The following is a 16,507-nucleotide window of genomic DNA, read 5'->3' as shown; positions in this document are numbered from 1 at the left end:
TAATATAATTAACCATATCAGATTGTAGGGAGGGAAAGATTGTGTTAGAGATAACATTGGATTTGGATCACGGGAGTGGGGAACCGTTATATATTCAACTCTATAACTTTTTCAAAAAAGAAATTCAAACGGGAAAAATTGAACCCGGGGAAAAGCTGCCGTCAAAAAGGAAACTATCTCATCATCTGAGAATCAGTCAAAATACGGTTGAAACTGCGTACGAACAATTGTTGGCAGAAGGCTATGTAGAAAGTGTCGAGAGAAAGGGAATCTACGTGAAGGAACTCAATCGCGATTTGTTTCATCACGTTGATGACGTTCCGAAAACCATAAAAGAAATGAAGGATGAAGGTGTGGAATACGAAGTTGATTTTAGTCATGGTACAGTCGCGTTGGAGCATTTTCCGTTTCCCATTTGGCGGAAGTTAACAATTCAAAGTTTATATGAAGAGGAAAGTTCCTATTTCTTAAATGGTGAGCCTCAAGGAGAATTACCGCTGAGAGAGGCAATTTCAAAATACATATATCAATCAAGAGGGGTAAGATGCTCAGCTGATCAAATTATCATCGGTGCCGGTACCCAATATTTAATTAGTTTGTTGACGATGATCATTGGAAAGGATGCGGTTTATTCGATGGAGGATCCGGGATTCCATCGAATTAGGGAGGCGTTTAAAGACCAAGGCGTGATCTTAAAGCCGATTCCACTCGATCAAGACGGGATTGATCTCAATCATTTAGTTGAAAGTAAGGCTAAAGTCACCTATGTTACCCCTTCACACCAATTTCCAAAGGGAATGGTCATGCCGATTACAAAAAGAATGGAATTATTAAAATGGGCAGAGAAACAGGGGCGGTATATTATTGAAGACGATTACGACGGTGAATTCAGATATAAGGGAAAACCAATACCGTCCTTGCAAGGGCTAGACATTAACAGTAAAGTCATTTATTTGGGAACTTTTTCTAAATCCCTCATTCCTTCGATTCGCATTAGTTACATGGTATTACCCGATAGGTTACTAGAAAAATATAACCAAGATTTTACGATCTACAAACAGACAGTTTCCAGGTTGCATCAACACACACTATGGCAATTTATGATCAATGGCCATTGGGAACGACATCTAAATAAGATGAGAACCGTTTATCGTAAGAAGCAAGCAACATTGATTCGGTCCATTGAAAAATATTTTGGCCAGCAAGCACGCATAATTGGAGATGATACGGGATTACACATTTTATTAAATGTCCGGAATCAACTGTCGGAAAAAGAACTGATTGAGAGGGCAAAGGCATATAAAGTGAAGGTGTACCCAACGTCTGTTTATTATGAGAATAATTTGCCTGAACAAGAGCCAATGATCTTATTAGGTTTTGGCGGTTTAACAGAGGAGCAAATAGAGCAAGGAATACAGTTATTAAAAGAGGCATGGAGGATTTAAAAACCTTTGACATGATTAGAACACTATATATTTAAATTCTAATTAAACTATTAGAAACGAGGCGGAATCATATGTATATACCAAAACATTTTAAAATCGAAGATGAAGAAATGATTTATGACCTTATCGAAAAATACAGTTTCGCAACGGTTTTTTCTCAGCATAATGGAGAACCGTACGCAACTCATCTTCCACTGGTCCTAAAAAAAGATGAAAGTTCTTTATATGGTCATTTTGCACGTCCGAACGAGCAATGGAAAGATGTAGAAAACCAACAAGTTCTTGTGGTTTTCCAAGGTCCACACTGTTATATTTCACCTTCATGGTACGAAACAGAGAAGGCAGTCCCCACTTGGAATTATGTGTCTATCCATATATATGGAAAGATGGAGATTGTCGAAGATCGAAAAGCAATATTTGATTCTTTAAATGACATGGTAAATAAATATGAAAGCCCAGATAGTCCATACAATTTACATGAGGTGGAACCCGGTTTTATTGAAGGAATGAGTAAAGGAATTGTTGCATTCAAAATAAACATCACAAAAATTGAAGCAAAAGCTAAATTAAGTCAAAATCATCCTATAGAACGACAAGAGTTAGTTATTAAACAGCTAGAAAACAGCTCTAATCAAGATAATAAACAAATAGCATCCCTTATGAAGAGAAATATCCAAAAGTGCAAATAACGAATTAAAAGATTATTCGGTATTACAATTGTAAAAGAATAAAATTAAATGGTTTTGCTAGAAAAGTCCGTATTCGTAACGGGCTTTTCCCTTTATACATCAAAAGACATTAAAGACCCGGATATGTATTTATAATCAATTAAAGGATATTACGCCATTTTTTTCTTTAAACATAACTAGTGTAGAGATGCTTCAATTTCTTGCATTTTACGTGAAACTAGGGGGTAAAAATGATTTTTTGCACTATTTGTGGAATTACCCCCGAAAAATCCAGTACCGGGGCATGTTTTGACTTCATACTCTGCACTGTTATCTAACACTCTTTGCCCCGTATTATAGTTCCACCAATGATGATAAGTGATGCTGTCGATTGAAGGAGTCAACCCGAATTTAATACAAAGCAATGCAGTGATGTAAACAATAGTTTCCTTTTGTTCCTCAGTCATTACATCATGACCTATATCAAAGTTCCCAATATTTTCGATGGCTATCCCTTCAATGTTAGCCTTTAACCCAATTGATCCTTCAGGAGCTATGTTAAATGGTCTCGAAATTGCTACTTTTCCATCCGGAAATGTAGTAATATTTTGAGCGATATTCTTCCATCCCTTTTTATTAATATGATAATTCTCCATCCCCTTCAACATTGTAAAATGATTGGAACCATGAAAGTTCTTGTATGACGGTAACCATGTATGATGTTGTTGGATTAAACTAATTTTTCTAGTAAATTCATTGTGAAGTAACCAATTCTTAAATTCCTCCTTGTTCATAAGAATATACTGTCCTTGCATTGTCATTCTTTTAGGAGTAATCTTTAACATTTTCCCTGTATATAGTTGTTCAGATGAAAGTCCATTTGTTGATTTTATCGTATCGACTGAAGAATTATAGGTTGATGAAATCTTATCCAGTGTATCCCCGGCAACGACTTCATACATGATTGGCACCCACAATTTCTGGCCCACTAATAATGTATCGGATTGCAATCCATTTGTAACCTTTAGCTCTTCAACTGATGTTCCATATTTATTTGCAATTGCAGGTAATGTATCACCTGCTTTTACCACATAAATATTGGTAGGGTTATTTCCTGCTGCAAGAACAGGAAATATAGTCACTTGCATTATTAAAATCAAACTAAGTAATGGCACAAAAAATTTTTTCATTTTTTTTCCTTTCATTGTGGGTATCATGAAACATAATAATTGCAGCAAGACACCTATCTCTTAATAAATAGTTTGTAAAGCAGCCATGATATTATTCTTGGGTGAATTGGAATTTTTATTCTTTTTTGTGTAACAAAACATAAATATCCAGCGTACTTAAGCGTTTAGTAAATAAATGGAATTGTGAGCCCAATTTACATATAATGAATACAACATAATACTGCTTTAGTCTGGAGGATGTATGGCGAACAAAACAATTGTGTTTACTGGCGGCGGTTCGGCGGGCCATGTCACACCAAATATGGCGATTATAAATGAGATGGGCACAGATTGGACTATTCATTATATTGGTTCTAAAAATGGAATTGAAAAAGAGTTAATTAGCAAAATGAATATACCCTTTTATGGGATTAGCAGCGGAAAACTTAGAAGATATATAGACTTTGAAAACTTCGTCGATCTGTTTAGGGTCGTAAAAGGATGTATAGAGGCAAGGAAGATTTTAAAAAGGTTGAAACCTGATTTAGTGTTCTCCAAGGGCGGGTTTGTGTCAGTCCCGGTTATTATCGCTGCTAAATCATTAGGAATTCGGATTTTTATCCATGAAAGTGATATGACGCCAGGTTTAGCGAATAAAATTTCCCAAAGGTTTGCGACCAAAATATTTACTTCTTTTGAAGAGACGAAAAAGTTTTTTCCGGAAAAGAAAACAATGGTCATTGGCTCACCGATAAGAAGAGAGGTTTTAAACGGGTCAAGGGAAAAAGGGAGGAAGTTCCTTGGGTTAAACTCAGACCTTCCCATCTTGACGATCATGGGCGGCAGTTTAGGTGCTAGGAAAATTAATGAGGCAGTTAGGGATTCTTTAAAACAGCTAACTCCCATGTATCAAATTGTGCATTTGTGCGGTAAAGGTAACATAGATACCAATTTTTCTAACGTTCCCGGATATAGACAATTTGAATATGTTCATGAAGAATTACCCGATATTTTGGCTGCTACGGATCTTGTTATAACTAGAGGCGGATCCAATGCCATCTTTGAATTTTTGGCATTAAATATCCCGATGCTAATTATCCCTTTAAGTCTACAGCAAAGCAGAGGCGACCAAATTTTAAATGCAAAAGCTTTCGAAGAAAAGGGATATTCACTTACTTTAGCAGAAGAAAATCTAACTGGTGAATCATTAGTACATTATTTAGAGTCGGTTCAGAAAAAGAGCGCAGAATTTCGGCGGAACATGAAACGTTCACAAAGAGGGGAAGCATTGCAAACTCTGGTAAATGAAATAAACAAAGCTTAATTATGACTGCGATTGTGGAGTGGTTGATGCATATTCTGTGCCGAATGCGACCTAATCGTCTTTAGCGGCCTGATGAAGGCAATTTTGTTGGCATTCGATTGGAGTTTTGGTCTTCATTAGCTTGCTGGAGTAGGGTACGGCTCAATTTCCTCCGCTTACGACATGTTTTCAGCCGCATATTACATATTTTGTGGTACTTACGACATAAATCCGAACACTTATTACCTATTTTTCAAAACTTACAACAATTTACTGGATATTTATTGGAAATCAAACAAACTTCAGTATTTTACGTCACACTTTCCTCCAAGTATGTCACTGATAAGGAATCCGATAGGTTGATACAGCCTATTTTTTTGTTCGAATAAGGATAATATTGGATTTTAGTAGAGTTGGAATATTATAATAATTGTAAGTTTGCATAATGGAAGGCGAGGAATGAAATTTGAACAAGAAGATATTGTATCTACCTGTAAGAGTCATAGCCATAATAGCAGGTTTTTGTTTGATGATTTGTCTGCCGTCACTTGTGTCTTTTAATCCAGGCGAGGGAGGTATTGGACTAAATCTGGGTCAATTTGAGAAAACCATTCTCGGTATCCTGCAGTCATTTGTTCATAAGCAGGAAATTTCGCAGCTTCTGAATTATTTTCAAGGGGAAGGGATGCATAAGTATTTTTACACGATGAGTATTTTATCGATATCACTCCTCATTGTAGCCGTGGTTGGAATGATGGTCAGCATTTTGATTATCATGTTACCACGAAAACTAAGAAAAAGAATCGTCAGTCTCGTTGATTTCACGACAACAGCACCAGAATTACTTATTATCTTTCTGCTTCAATTTTTAATGATCTACATGTATCGAACTTATGGTATTAGACTTTTTCGGCTATATGGCTATTTTAACAACGACCCCTATTTTATGCCTATCTTTATTGTTAGCTTTCTCCCGGCCTTTTTCTTCATTCAGTTAGTCGTAAAAGAATTCACAAACGAAGAGAACAAGGATTATGTGTTATTTGCAAGGTCAAAAGGTCTTCCCTATCGGTCTATTTATATCAAACATATTATCCGAAACATTATTCCGTTATTTTACAGCCATTTTCGGACAATTGTTTGGTTTTCGCTTACGAATATTTATGTGGTAGAAACTTTGTTTGCGATAAATGGCTACATACAGGGGCTTAGCATGATTGCCGGCCAAAGTGCAGCCGCATACATAATTGGACTCGTTCTATTTGCTCTTCCACTAATTATCGCTAATGTAATAGCTGCACTGGCAACAGCGATCATGAATAGAAAGGAACAAATTAGTATATGAAATGGCTTAACTATAAAAAAACGATTGTCGGCTTGACCATCCTAATGCTACTTCTAGGATTAAGTTTCTTGTATCCGCTTTACGGACCAAAAGACTTTAACTCAGTGAGGTTTTTATATGATGAAAAGGGGAACTTTCTTGGAGTACCACCATTTCCACCATCTTCTCATTATCTGCTAGGCTCCGACCGGAATGGAGCGGATATTCTCTTCATGATGATCTATGGAGCTAAATTTACAATCTTAATGGCCGTTGGTGTTACATTCCTTCGGATGGTTATAGGGGGATTATTGGGAGTAGTTTTTTCATTGTGGCTCAACAGGCTTCTCCCGATTGTAAAGGACTTCCTGCTAGTTTTTCGCATGATTCCTGCCATCATTATCGCCTTGCCGCTAATGTCCAAGGCTTGGGTCATTGGCAGTGAAGAAACTATTTATAGTATTCTGTTCTATCAAATGCTGGTGCTCGCACTCGTAGGGATTCCATCTGTACTGCTCACAACAACCGAAATCATTGATCATATGAAAAAAGAATCATTTATGCAGAGTTCCTACTTAATGGGGGCGAATCATTTTCATGTATTAAAGACTCAACTGTATCCGTTTTTGACATCATATGGAATAGTCATTGCTTTGCAGCATCTCATCAGTGCGCTAAGTTTAATTATGTTCTTTGGAGCGTTTGGCTTTTATATTGGCGGTATTTCAGCAGAAGAAGTTCGAGGATTAGAAATTCCCTATTCCTTTACGAAAGAATGGGCAGGTCTAATCGGACAAAACTATCTTGAATTTAACCGGGCACCCTATATTATTCTTGCACCACTACTTGCCTACTTTTTTATCATTATCATCATTAATATGATCAAGAAGGAACTCGAGACTTCCATGGATTTAAACCATTTAGGTTTTCACTTGAAAAAGAAAAAGAAGCCCTGGCGAAACAGTGACCGAAATAATATGCCAATAAACGCCGCTGAATACAGTTTACAAGAAAAAGCAAGATAATATTAATAGAGGAGTTGTTTAAAGTGCATAAACCAATAAATAAAACACCAATTAAAAACAGGATTGGTGGAGTGTTTCTTCCTGTTCGTGATATTGAAAAAGCTAAAACATGGTATAGTAAAATTCTTGGATTGACAGATGGAGAAATCCAATTTGGACATTTATTTGCTGCACCCATGGAGGGAACCGCAGGATTAATTTTAGATACGATGCCAATGTGGAGAGATGAAAATAGTAATCTTTCAACCTATCAGGTACCTTCTATCCAATTTGTAACAGATAACCTTCAAGCATCTTATCAATTTTTGAAAGAAAATAATGTGGAATTAATGACAGAAATCCAGGATGATTTTTATTTTGTCTTTAAAGACCCTGATGGAAATGTATTGATGATTTGCAGGGATTTATCTAATAAGGATTGATTACGGGAAACAATTATGGTGTATGAGGAAATTTATTTCGTATCGATGATGAAGCTTGGAGTTATTGATATAGGAAATTATCATTTGCGCATGAATTTTACCTATGAGGAGGATAGGAAATGGCGACAATTGATTTACAGAAAAAAAGCGTAAAGATTGTGTTGGAAAAGAAGAATTTAGAGAAGGTAACGGCAAGAGTAGGACTCGTTCTAGATATTACGGGCTCCATGAGAACATTGTATAAGAATGGTTCGGTTCAAAAAGTAGTTGAGCGAATTTTAGCGATTGCCTCTCAGTTTGATGATGATGGCATGTTGGATGTTTGGGTTTATGATAATGAGTTTTCAAGATTAAAGCCTGTAACAGAGAGGGATTTCGACGGCTATGTTAATCGAATTATCCTAGAAGATGAGTTAGTACATAAATTCGGCAGAAATGATGAACCGCCTGTGATGAAGGATGTTTTAAGAAAGTATCTTGAAAAGGAGCCGAGCAAGGATCCGGCATATATAGTTTTTATCAACGATGGGGGCTGCAAAAAATCAATTAAGCCAATAATTGAAAGCTCCGCAAAACATCCGGTATTTTGGCAATTTGTTGGAATTGGAAATGGGAATTTTGATTTTCTAAAGAAATTAGATACGATGGAAGGGCGAATCGTAGACAATGCAAACTTTTTGCACGTCGCAGAAATAGATAACATTTCTGATGATCAGCTTTACAATGCGTTATTAAACGAATTCCCAAGCTGGTTAATGGAAGCAAAGCAAAAGGGGATCGTTCCTATCGATAAAGAGGAACAAAAATCATCTAAGGAGCCCGAACCGAAAAGGCAGGGCTTTTGGGGCAAATTATTTGGCCGATAAACGAAAGCGATTAGTTGGGCAATGATCGGGGGTATAAAGATTGCGACATATATTAATAGTGGATGATGATAAGGAAATTGTTCAATTGATCGCGATTTATTTACAAAATGAAGGGTTTAAAATTTCGAAAGCCTTCAATGGCGAAGAGGCACTAGCTTTGTTTGAGAAAGAAAAGATAGACTTGATTGTATTGGATGTGATGATGCCAAAAGTGGATGGATTGGAAGTATGCAGAATTTTACGTGCTAAACATCATGTTCCGATTATGATGGTTAGTGCGAAGACAGGGGATATGGACAAAATAACAGGTTTAATGAGCGGGGCTGATGATTACTTAACCAAACCATTCAATCCGTTGGAGTTGGTGGCCCGCGTTAAAACGCTGATTCGCAGGGCCTATCTATACCAAGAAGAACAGAACGATGACGAGATTATCAAGTTGGGAAGCCTTGAGGTAAATAAAACCTTCCATACGGTTAAAGGAAATGGGCGTCCGATAGGTTTAACTTCAAAAGAGTTTGCAATTCTTTATATTATGGTTTCGAATTTAGGCAGGGTATTTAGCAGTGAAGAAATCTTTGAACTAGTATGGAAGGAAACTTACTATTCTTCAAATAATACGGTCATGGTACATATCAGTAACTTGCGTGAAAAGCTGGAAAAGGAGCTGGGCTATAAATTAATCAAAACGATCTGGGGAGTGGGGTACAAAATTGATGGATAAACAATCAACCTCCATTTATGCCAGATTACTTTCATATCTACTATATAGTCTGCTCGGTGCAGGAATTTCAACGGTCATACTAGCATATATCATTCGATTTATATATATATACCTCCCTTTACCGGTAGAAGTAAATTATTTATACGCCAATATGAGGGATGGCAATGGATTTTGGTACTTATTATTTATTGGTACGATTATTTTGACGGTCATCTATTATGCCTTAGCAATCAAAAATATGGCAACGTACTTTAAGATCATCAGCCGTTCGGTAGATGAAATTTCGGAAGGTCATCTTGCTTTAGAGATCCCGATTTGGAAACATGGGGGATTAAGTCCGTTGGCACAAAACATTAATCAAATGAAGGAACAGTTAAAGGCGTTAATTGAAGATGAAAAGAAGGCGACCCAATCGAAAAACGAACTGGTGACAAATGTGTCTCACGATTTGAGGACTCCGTTAACATCGATCATCGGCTACTTACGATTAATTGAGGAGGATCAATACAGAGATGAAGTGGAACTTCGATATTTTGTGGATATTGCCTATGAAAAATCAATACGTCTCAATCGCATGGTCAACGACCTCTTTGAGTTTACCAAAATAAATAACCGTGATCTTGCCTTAAAACGGATATGCTTTAATTTAATCGAATTGCTTAAACAGCTTGCGGCGCAATTTCACCCTGAACTAATAAAGGCAGATATGGAAATAGAATTGAGAACCTCTACCGATGAACTGATGATGGAGGCTGATCCTGATAAAATCATGAGGGTATTTGAAAACCTTATTTCCAATGCAATTAAGTATGGGAATGGCGGGAAAAAGATTACTCTCGTTGTTGAAGCAGAAGGCGGGAACTCGGTAGTGAAGGTTATCAATTATGGGAAAGTGATTCCTGCAAAAGCTATTCCTTTTATATTTGATCGGATGTACCGAATAGAGCAGTCGAGGTCAGTGGAAACAGGCGGAACAGGCCTGGGTCTAGCAATTGCAAAGGGAATTGTGGAACTGCATCAAGGAGACATTATCGTTTCAAGTAGTGAAGTGGAAACGATATTTCAAGTTCAGCTGCCGTTGTCAACTAAGCATTGAAGTATATTTCAAACAGCCCAAGACTGCAATTTTGCGGTCTTTTCCTGTTTATAAAGTAACCATTATAAATTCTTTAGGTTTTCTTAAGGTTTAATTTCGTCCCACTTTAGAAATAATGGCTATATTTGCATTAAACCATTTTTCTAGGAGTGCTGTTATGATGAAAATAAAACATGTAGTAATCGGTATGATTTTCCTACTATTATTGGGTTATGGAAGCCAGTTAAACGGGATTAAAACTGTCCGCGATCATTTCACAAAAACTAACATAGATTCGATAAACCCACCTTCTCCCATTCAAGGCGAAGCAGCTTTAGTTTTGGATTTGGATTCAGGAAAGGTGATGTATGAAAAAAATGATCATAAAAGACTGTATCCAGCAAGTACAACGAAAATATTAACCGCATTATTGGCTGTTGAATATGGGAAATTAACTGATCGAATTACGGTTGGAAAAGAAGCGCAATTCAAAACGGAGGGTGAAAGCACTGCGTGGCTCAAAGAAGGGCAAGTTCTTACACTAAGGGAATTGCTGGCCGGATTAATGCTTTCTTCCGGAAATGACGCTGCAAGGACCACCGCAGTCTACATTGCGAAAAAACAACTGGATAATCCTCATGTTTCAGAGGAGAAGGCATTGGACTATTTTGTTTCAATGATGAACAGAAAGGCGCAAGAGGTTGGGGCCAAAGAATCTCATTTTATGAATCCTCATGGGCTGCATCATCCCAATCATTATACAACTGCTTATGATTTAGGGTTAATTGCCAGCGAGGCAATAAAAAATCCAACGTTCAAAGAGATTGTGAGCAGTAAGGTCTATTCAGATGAGGCTGTCACCTATCAAAACCGGAATAAGCTGTTAGATTCAAATAGCCCATATTATTTTGAAGGGGCCAATGGAATAAAGACTGGATTTACGGATGAGGCTGGTTATTGCCTTGTATCTTCAGCTGAACGAAATGGAAAAAGATTAATGGCAGTGGTGTTAAATTCTAGCAAAGAAAGTGTATGGAATGATTCCACCACATTATTAACGAACGGTTTTAGATCATCCGAATACGTCAATAAATAATTATGGTTATGATTATGATTATGATTATGATGCCTAACCAACAAAGAGAGGTATCGCTTTTTTTATTCGGCTTTTGTAAAAAAAGGTTATTTTGCTTAGAAATCTCTTCTAGTCCTCAAACTGTATGAATTCGTTTGAGTGGGTTCTGATGTACTCTCCAATTCTTTTTAATGTTGCAAGGGAAATATCGTTGAATTGAGTGTTGAATGGACATATCATTTTATGAAGTTCCGAATCATGGTTTAGGTCCTCGTGTGTTGAATTGAACTTTACCAAACTTTGTGGGTAGTTCCTTGCTGTAAGAAGCACTTTCATTTCTTTAAAAACCAGCAGCATGGAATCTGCGTTAAAATATTGAAGCCCTGCTGCAATTTCTGACTAAATCTTCGGCTGTGCCAAAAAATAGGCGTTCCACCAATAAAATTCTTCCAGTGATTTTTTTGCATGATTATAAAATGCTAGGAACATAAACAGTGCCCGCTGACCATCTGTCAGTTCTTTATAGAACTGAGATTTAATTTCATGTTCACTCAAATGTGTTTGTTCACTCATTCTCGCTTTATAAACTTTGATGATTGGCTCGAAACAGGCCGACCAGAGGACGGTATCATCAATTGAATCAAATTCTTGTCTTGAAATTTTTAACAACATTATTTTTTCACTCCTTCATTTAGGCAAAATCAATATGTAATATTTCAACTAGCGTTTTATTCATAATCAAATTCTCAATTAGTAAAAATCCAACCTTTGTTAATTTTTATCATATAAAGGGATATTTTTCTTGTCAAATGAACTTTTACAACATGGATAACAGTGTGAATTGGAATAAATAAATCACCTTTTGTTACCTTCTTACTATTCAGATAATGTATAATATACTATAAAGAGCGGGTTCAAATCTGTTTCTTGTAAATATGATGGCATAAAGAAGATCTATTTATAGAAAGGTGATAGAATGAAAGAACTCCTTTACAAATGGGAACCTTTTTTAAAGTATGGGCAGCGATTCCAAGCAGAAAGGCAAAAGCTGATTTATCGTCAGGGGGAGAAGGGAAGAGGTTTTTATTATTTAAGCATCGGTGAAATTAAAATCACCTTACTCTCGGACCAAGGGAACGAACGCATCATCAATATTGTTCCTCCTGGCATGCTGTTTGGCGAACACGGTGTTCAGCAAGAGCCCTATTTAACGAGTGCCACCACAACCTGTCCCTCTATTATCTATTATTTTTCAGATGAGGCAGTCGCAGAAATCTATACAGAATTTCCAGATGCGGCTTCCATTTATACAGATTCTCTTATCTATAAGTTCAGAACATTAGCAGAAATTATCTCTCTCATAGACAGTCCCGTAGAACAACAAATGGCCTATTATTTAGTGAAGCTTTACGAAGAAAATGGAAGCGCTACCATGAATCAAACTGCCTTTGCCAAATATCTGGGTAGCTCACGTATTACGGTTAATAAAGTAATTCAGAAATGGAAGCAGGATCATTATATTACCCTGGATGGCCGCCAGATTATAATTAAAAACATTGAAACATTAAAAGCCATTGCAAATAATCCAGACATATGAGGAAAAGCTCCTCCTATTTGACCAGGTTTTTAAGGAAATCTGGTTTTTTAATGTAGTATTTTCGATTGTGAATCGCAATGACCCCGTCCTCTTCCCATACTTTTAAAGCCTTGTAAACAGTAATTCTTGTCAATCCTGTGCAACTGGCAATGTCTTGCTGATTGATTGGAACCTCATAATTTTTATATTCATAACAAACATTTTGTAAAAGCTGGGCAATTTTTTGTTCGGATGTAAGCGCATCCAAATTAATCCGGTCTAAAAGGATTTTCATTTTATGAATAACACTCCGCGAAAAAAGCCTACATAATTCAGGATGTGCTTTAATCAATTCTTTAAATTGTTCACATGAAAAATGGTACACGACAGAATCCTTAACTGCAATGGCAGTTGTAAAATGCTCTTTTTGATCTAAACTCTGGACTCCTAAAAGCTGGTTGGGAATAACAATGTTTAACATGCGTTCTTTTCTTGTTGCGTTCACACTAACAATTCTCACTAGACCTTTATGGAGAAAATAAAACCCTTCTCCGCAAGTTCCCTGAGTATAGATTGCTTGCCTTCGTTTGAAAAATTCCCTCTTTCCAAACTGTAGATAGGTATCCCAATTAAAAACTTCCTCATATAAAGTAACCATACTATTACCTCCCAAACCTATTTTGAATGTATTAGCAGTGATGAATGGTCAGTTTTTTAGATTGTTTAGTTATTACTATTATCATAGTGTAAACGAAATGAAAACACCACGACTAGTTAGAGTATTTTGATTATTTTTAATTTTTCTTGAAAAATACGTTAAATAGGCTACAGTTACGGTCAAAATTAAGTATTACAATTCAGTTATAAATTTCTTATACATTTTTAAGGAGGATATCAGATGGGGATTAGAACTGGTGCACAATATATTGAAGGGGTAAAGTCCCGCAAACCGGAGGTATGGTTGTCCGGCAGAAAAATCACTAACTTATTTGATGAACCGGTTTTTAAACAACCGATTCTAGAAATTGCTAAGTTATATGACATGCAGCATGACCCGGTGTTTAAAGAGCAAATTACACATATTTGTGAAGAAACAGGAGAAAGAGTGAATAATGCCTTTTTAGTTCCGAAAAACTACGAGGATTTAATGAAACGCAGGGCTATTTTTGAAGCGTTTGCAAAAGCAACCTTTGGGCTAATGGGCAGGACTCCGGACTTTTTAAATGTCGTTGTGACATCGATGTATTACAATTCTTGGTTTTTTGAACAATACAATAAAAATTGGGCAGAGAATATTCGTAATTATTATAAGTACATCCGTGATAATGATTTGTTTTTAACCCATGCCATTATCAATCCACAGAATGACAGAAGTAAGTCATCCCATGAGCAAAAGGATGTATATACTCATTTAGGAGCAGTTAAGGAAACCCCTGATGGATTAGTTGTAAGAGGGGCTAAAATGCTTGCAACCCTTTCACCTATTACCGATGAGGTGATTATCTATTCCTTCCCAGGATTTAAGCCGGGTGACGAAAAATATGCATTGGCATTTGCGATTCCAATTGAAACACCAGGACTGCGAATCATTTGCCGTGAGCAGATGCAAGATGGGACTCGTTCCTTTTTTGACCACCCGCTAGCGTCAAGATTTGAGGAAATGGATGCTTTATTGGTATTTGACGATGTGGTTGTCCCATGGGACCGTGTATTTTTATATAACAATGTGGATGCGGCAAATAAGTTGTATCCAATGACAGGGGCTGGGCAGCAGCCGGCACATCAATCTGGTGTAAGAGGATTGGTAAAACTTCAATTTGCGACAGAAGTGGCCATGAAGGTTGCAGATTCCATTGGGGTAGACGGCTATTTGAATGTCCAGAATGATTTGGCGGAAATTGTTCAGTCATTGGAATCAATCAGAGCCCTTTTACGTGTAGCAGAAATTGAATACACCATGACGGAACAAGGTGAGGCAATGCCAGCTTATACACCGCTGGAAACCATTAGAGGATTATTGCCAACGGCCTATCCAAGAGCCATCGAAGTAATCCAAATCATTGGGGCAGGCGGCCTATTGATGTCACCGACTGAGGCTGATTGTTTTAACGAAGAACTAAGCGATGCTATTGATAATTTTTACGTAGGAAGAGCTGGTGTGTCTTCTCTCGAGCGGATTAGTATCTTTAAATTAGCATGGGATTTATGTGGTGAAGCCTTTGGTCAGCGCCTGCTTCAATATGAACGATACTATACAGGGGATCCGGTTCGGAAAAAAGGAATTTTTTACAATAATTATAAGCGCCAGCATTCACCTGATATGGTGGATGAGGCTTTGAAGGTTTGTAAGGCAGAAAAGGAAGTTTCAACAAATTAAAGTCAATTATGAGAGGAGGCAGGGGATTGAAAACACATATGTATACATCCTTAACACTGCCCTGCTCCATCATTGCAATTGGTGCCTTTGATGGGGTTCATCAAGGGCATCAAGCAGTCATTCAGCAGGCCGTTGAAAAAAGCAAGGAGCTGCATGTACCAAGTGTAATCTATACCTTTGATCCACCGCCGCGTGTGTTTTTTCAAGGAGTCCAGATGATTACGACTATCGCTGAAAAACTGTCGATACTCGAAAAACTTGGGGTAGACCATGTGGTGGTTACACGGTTTGATCTTGCCTATGCGAATAAAAGTGCACATGATTTTATTCAAACATTAGCAAACTTGAATCCTATGGAAATTATCGTTGGAGAGGATTTTCGTTTTGGGCAGGGGCGAACTGGGGATCTTGCAATGCTTAAAAAATATTTCAATGTAGATATGATGCAGCCTGTCTGCTGTTCGAAGGGGAATACAGTGTCCTCCACGAGGATTCGCCAATTAATCGCAGAAGGAGATACCCGCTTATCCAACTTACTCCTTGGTTGGCCTATTGGAGAATAGAAAATTACTAGGGATGGGAGAGGAACAAATGAAACTCTTAGGGATTTCAGGCACGATTATCGGTGCCAAAACTGGCATTTTAGTTAGAAGAGTACTTGATGAAGTGAAGCAACAATATCCTGAAGTGGAAGTAGAATTTTTAAACCTAATGGATTACGATCTTCAATTTTGTGACGGTCGTCCTCCTTCCACCTACTCAGGGGATACGAGAAAGGTCATGGAAAAGGTATCATCAGCCGATTTCTATATCATTGGAACACCTATTTTTCAAGGCTCTATTCCAGGTGTTTTAAAAAACCTATTTGATTTAATTCATCCTAACGATTTTAGAAATAAAGTAATGGGGTTTGTGGCAAATGGCGGAACCTATCAGCATTATCTTGTAATTGAAAATCAGTTAAAACCGATTGCTGGTTACTTTCGTGCCTTTGTTGCTCCGGGTTATGTTTATGCCAATAACGAACATTTTAACGAGAAAAATGAAATCGTTCATCCAGATGTGCTGCAGAGAATTGGTGCTTTGGCCGCTGAAGTGGTTCATATGCAGAAGACCTTAAAAGGGGATTATGCAAAAATAAGTCATTAATTTCTTTTTTCAATCGAGATTATAATCCGATTAATGATAGTACTAAATTACTATGAAAAAAGAGGTGATAGGTTAGAAAAAAATGATAGCGGTTTCAAAAGTTGAGGACGATTTTTAATAAGGGGTGAATGGAAGTAGAAGAGAAAGATTAGAAAAATGGGGCTAATGATCGTTTATTAGGATATTAATAGTAATAGGAGGAATTATGCCAATCATCCGGCGGCAGAGTTGCATCTGCTTGGACGCAAGTCGGGGTTAATTAATATCGTAAGGATCAGCCATCACAATTTGGATGGCTGATCCTTTTTT

Annotated in this window: 17 protein-coding genes; 14 read left to right on the top strand and 3 right to left on the bottom strand. The window is 37.2% G+C overall.

Annotation, left to right across the window (positions count from 1 at the left end; translation table 11 throughout):
* Positions 1 to 41: 41 nt before the first annotated feature.
* A complete protein-coding gene (gene pdxR / locus ACIQXV_RS03610; RefSeq protein WP_402956081.1) occupies positions 42 to 1,445 on the top strand; it encodes a MocR-like pyridoxine biosynthesis transcription factor PdxR in 1,404 nt (467 codons plus the stop codon).
* A 71-nt stretch (positions 1,446 to 1,516) separates the two neighbouring features.
* The gene (locus ACIQXV_RS03605) at positions 1,517 to 2,134 is read left to right on the top strand and encodes an FMN-binding negative transcriptional regulator (RefSeq protein ID WP_402956079.1); all 618 of its coding nucleotides are present in this window, start codon (positions 1,517 to 1,519) and stop codon (positions 2,132 to 2,134) included.
* Between the two features lie 176 nt (positions 2,135 to 2,310).
* Here the strand turns inward: ACIQXV_RS03605 and ACIQXV_RS03600 are convergent, their stop codons facing one another.
* The gene (locus ACIQXV_RS03600; protein WP_402956077.1) at positions 2,311 to 3,303 is read right to left on the bottom strand and encodes a LysM peptidoglycan-binding domain-containing protein; all 993 of its coding nucleotides are present in this window, start codon (positions 3,301 to 3,303) and stop codon (positions 2,311 to 2,313) included.
* Positions 3,304 to 3,544: 241 nt separating this feature from the next.
* Here ACIQXV_RS03600 and ACIQXV_RS03595 point away from each other — a divergent pair, with 241 nt between their 5' ends.
* The 8 genes from ACIQXV_RS03595 (at position 3,545) to ACIQXV_RS03560 (ending at position 11,117) form a co-directional block, all read left to right on the top strand.
* Positions 3,545 to 4,606, top strand: coding sequence for an undecaprenyldiphospho-muramoylpentapeptide beta-N-acetylglucosaminyltransferase (locus tag ACIQXV_RS03595; protein WP_402956075.1), 1,062 nt, complete (start codon positions 3,545 to 3,547; stop codon positions 4,604 to 4,606).
* 445 nt (positions 4,607 to 5,051) lie between these two features.
* Positions 5,052 to 5,930 carry an ABC transporter permease subunit gene (locus ACIQXV_RS03590; protein ID WP_402956073.1) on the top strand — a complete coding sequence of 293 codons (879 nt, stop codon included), beginning with the start codon at positions 5,052 to 5,054 and terminating at the stop codon, positions 5,928 to 5,930.
* On the top strand, positions 5,927 to 6,934 hold the full coding sequence (locus tag ACIQXV_RS03585; protein WP_402956071.1) for a hypothetical protein: 1,008 nt from the start codon (positions 5,927 to 5,929) through the stop codon (positions 6,932 to 6,934). The genes ACIQXV_RS03590 and ACIQXV_RS03585 overlap by 4 nt, the downstream gene beginning before the upstream one ends.
* A 23-nt stretch (positions 6,935 to 6,957) precedes the next feature.
* Entirely contained in the window at positions 6,958 to 7,356 is a 399-nt protein-coding gene (locus tag ACIQXV_RS03580; RefSeq protein ID WP_402956069.1) for a VOC family protein, read from the top strand.
* Between the two features lie 119 nt (positions 7,357 to 7,475).
* On the top strand, positions 7,476 to 8,222 hold the full coding sequence (locus tag ACIQXV_RS03575; RefSeq protein WP_402956067.1) for a vWA domain-containing protein: 747 nt from the start codon (positions 7,476 to 7,478) through the stop codon (positions 8,220 to 8,222).
* Positions 8,223 to 8,262: 40 nt separating this feature from the next.
* Positions 8,263 to 8,946: a response regulator transcription factor gene (locus tag ACIQXV_RS03570; RefSeq protein ID WP_402956065.1), complete on the top strand. Its 684-nt coding sequence runs from the start codon at positions 8,263 to 8,265 to the stop codon at positions 8,944 to 8,946.
* The gene (locus ACIQXV_RS03565; RefSeq protein WP_402956063.1) at positions 8,939 to 10,042 is read left to right on the top strand and encodes a sensor histidine kinase; all 1,104 of its coding nucleotides are present in this window, start codon (positions 8,939 to 8,941) and stop codon (positions 10,040 to 10,042) included. The genes ACIQXV_RS03570 and ACIQXV_RS03565 overlap by 8 nt, the downstream gene beginning before the upstream one ends.
* Positions 10,043 to 10,199: 157 nt before the next feature.
* A complete protein-coding gene (locus tag ACIQXV_RS03560) occupies positions 10,200 to 11,117 on the top strand; it encodes a D-alanyl-D-alanine carboxypeptidase family protein (protein WP_402956061.1) in 918 nt (305 codons plus the stop codon).
* Positions 11,118 to 11,495: 378 nt separating this feature from the next.
* Here ACIQXV_RS03560 and ACIQXV_RS03555 read toward each other — a convergent pair whose 3' ends face one another.
* Positions 11,496 to 11,768, bottom strand: coding sequence for a hypothetical protein (locus ACIQXV_RS03555; RefSeq protein ID WP_402956059.1), 273 nt, complete (start codon positions 11,766 to 11,768; stop codon positions 11,496 to 11,498).
* Between the two features lie 304 nt (positions 11,769 to 12,072).
* Here ACIQXV_RS03555 and ACIQXV_RS03550 point away from each other — a divergent pair, with 304 nt between their 5' ends.
* Positions 12,073 to 12,693 carry a Crp/Fnr family transcriptional regulator gene (locus ACIQXV_RS03550; protein ID WP_402956057.1) on the top strand — a complete coding sequence of 207 codons (621 nt, stop codon included), beginning with the start codon at positions 12,073 to 12,075 and terminating at the stop codon, positions 12,691 to 12,693.
* Positions 12,694 to 12,706: 13 nt separating this feature from the next.
* Here the strand turns inward: ACIQXV_RS03550 and ACIQXV_RS03545 are convergent, their stop codons facing one another.
* Entirely contained in the window at positions 12,707 to 13,330 is a 624-nt protein-coding gene (locus tag ACIQXV_RS03545; protein WP_402956055.1) for a Crp/Fnr family transcriptional regulator, read from the bottom strand.
* A 240-nt stretch (positions 13,331 to 13,570) separates the two neighbouring features.
* Here ACIQXV_RS03545 and ACIQXV_RS03540 point away from each other — a divergent pair, with 240 nt between their 5' ends.
* The 3 genes from ACIQXV_RS03540 to ACIQXV_RS03530 are packed head-to-tail and all read left to right on the top strand — an operon-like array spanning position 13,571 to position 16,198.
* Positions 13,571 to 15,049 carry a 4-hydroxyphenylacetate 3-hydroxylase family protein gene (locus tag ACIQXV_RS03540; protein WP_402956054.1) on the top strand — a complete coding sequence of 493 codons (1,479 nt, stop codon included), beginning with the start codon at positions 13,571 to 13,573 and terminating at the stop codon, positions 15,047 to 15,049.
* 38 nt (positions 15,050 to 15,087) lie between these two features.
* Positions 15,088 to 15,612: an adenylyltransferase/cytidyltransferase family protein gene (locus ACIQXV_RS03535; RefSeq protein ID WP_402956322.1), complete on the top strand. Its 525-nt coding sequence runs from the start codon at positions 15,088 to 15,090 to the stop codon at positions 15,610 to 15,612.
* A gap of 28 nt (positions 15,613 to 15,640) precedes the next feature.
* Positions 15,641 to 16,198 carry an NADPH-dependent FMN reductase gene (locus ACIQXV_RS03530; protein WP_402956053.1) on the top strand — a complete coding sequence of 186 codons (558 nt, stop codon included), beginning with the start codon at positions 15,641 to 15,643 and terminating at the stop codon, positions 16,196 to 16,198.
* Positions 16,199 to 16,507 lie beyond the last annotated feature (309 nt).

This window comes from Neobacillus sp. NPDC097160 (assembly GCF_044762155.1).
Classification (GTDB): Bacteria; Bacillota; Bacilli; order Bacillales; family Cytobacillaceae; genus Neobacillus.
Note: the sequence above shows the minus strand (reverse complement) of the source record. Positions and strands in the feature narration are given on the sequence as shown.

What these genes read in the sequence shown, in the direction of transcription:
- ACIQXV_RS03605 (WP_402956079.1), top strand. Translation starts at nt 1,517, where the DNA reads ATGTATATACCAAAACATTTTAAAATCGAAGATGAAGAAATGATTTAT.
- ACIQXV_RS03600 (WP_402956077.1), bottom strand. Translation starts at nt 3,303, where the DNA reads ATGAAAAAATTTTTTGTGCCATTACTTAGTTTGATTTTAATAATGCAA.
- ACIQXV_RS03595 (WP_402956075.1), top strand. Translation starts at nt 3,545, where the DNA reads ATGGCGAACAAAACAATTGTGTTTACTGGCGGCGGTTCGGCGGGCCAT.
- ACIQXV_RS03585 (WP_402956071.1), top strand. Translation starts at nt 5,927, where the DNA reads ATGAAATGGCTTAACTATAAAAAAACGATTGTCGGCTTGACCATCCTA.
- ACIQXV_RS03575 (WP_402956067.1), top strand. Translation starts at nt 7,476, where the DNA reads ATGGCGACAATTGATTTACAGAAAAAAAGCGTAAAGATTGTGTTGGAA.
- ACIQXV_RS03565 (WP_402956063.1), top strand. Translation starts at nt 8,939, where the DNA reads ATGGATAAACAATCAACCTCCATTTATGCCAGATTACTTTCATATCTA.
- ACIQXV_RS03560 (WP_402956061.1), top strand. Translation starts at nt 10,200, where the DNA reads ATGATGAAAATAAAACATGTAGTAATCGGTATGATTTTCCTACTATTA.
- ACIQXV_RS03555 (WP_402956059.1), bottom strand. Translation starts at nt 11,768, where the DNA reads ATGTTGTTAAAAATTTCAAGACAAGAATTTGATTCAATTGATGATACC.
- ACIQXV_RS03550 (WP_402956057.1), top strand. Translation starts at nt 12,073, where the DNA reads ATGAAAGAACTCCTTTACAAATGGGAACCTTTTTTAAAGTATGGGCAG.
- ACIQXV_RS03545 (WP_402956055.1), bottom strand. Translation starts at nt 13,330, where the DNA reads ATGGTTACTTTATATGAGGAAGTTTTTAATTGGGATACCTATCTACAG.
- ACIQXV_RS03540 (WP_402956054.1), top strand. Translation starts at nt 13,571, where the DNA reads ATGGGGATTAGAACTGGTGCACAATATATTGAAGGGGTAAAGTCCCGC.
- ACIQXV_RS03535 (WP_402956322.1), top strand. Translation starts at nt 15,088, where the DNA reads ATGTATACATCCTTAACACTGCCCTGCTCCATCATTGCAATTGGTGCC.
- ACIQXV_RS03530 (WP_402956053.1), top strand. Translation starts at nt 15,641, where the DNA reads ATGAAACTCTTAGGGATTTCAGGCACGATTATCGGTGCCAAAACTGGC.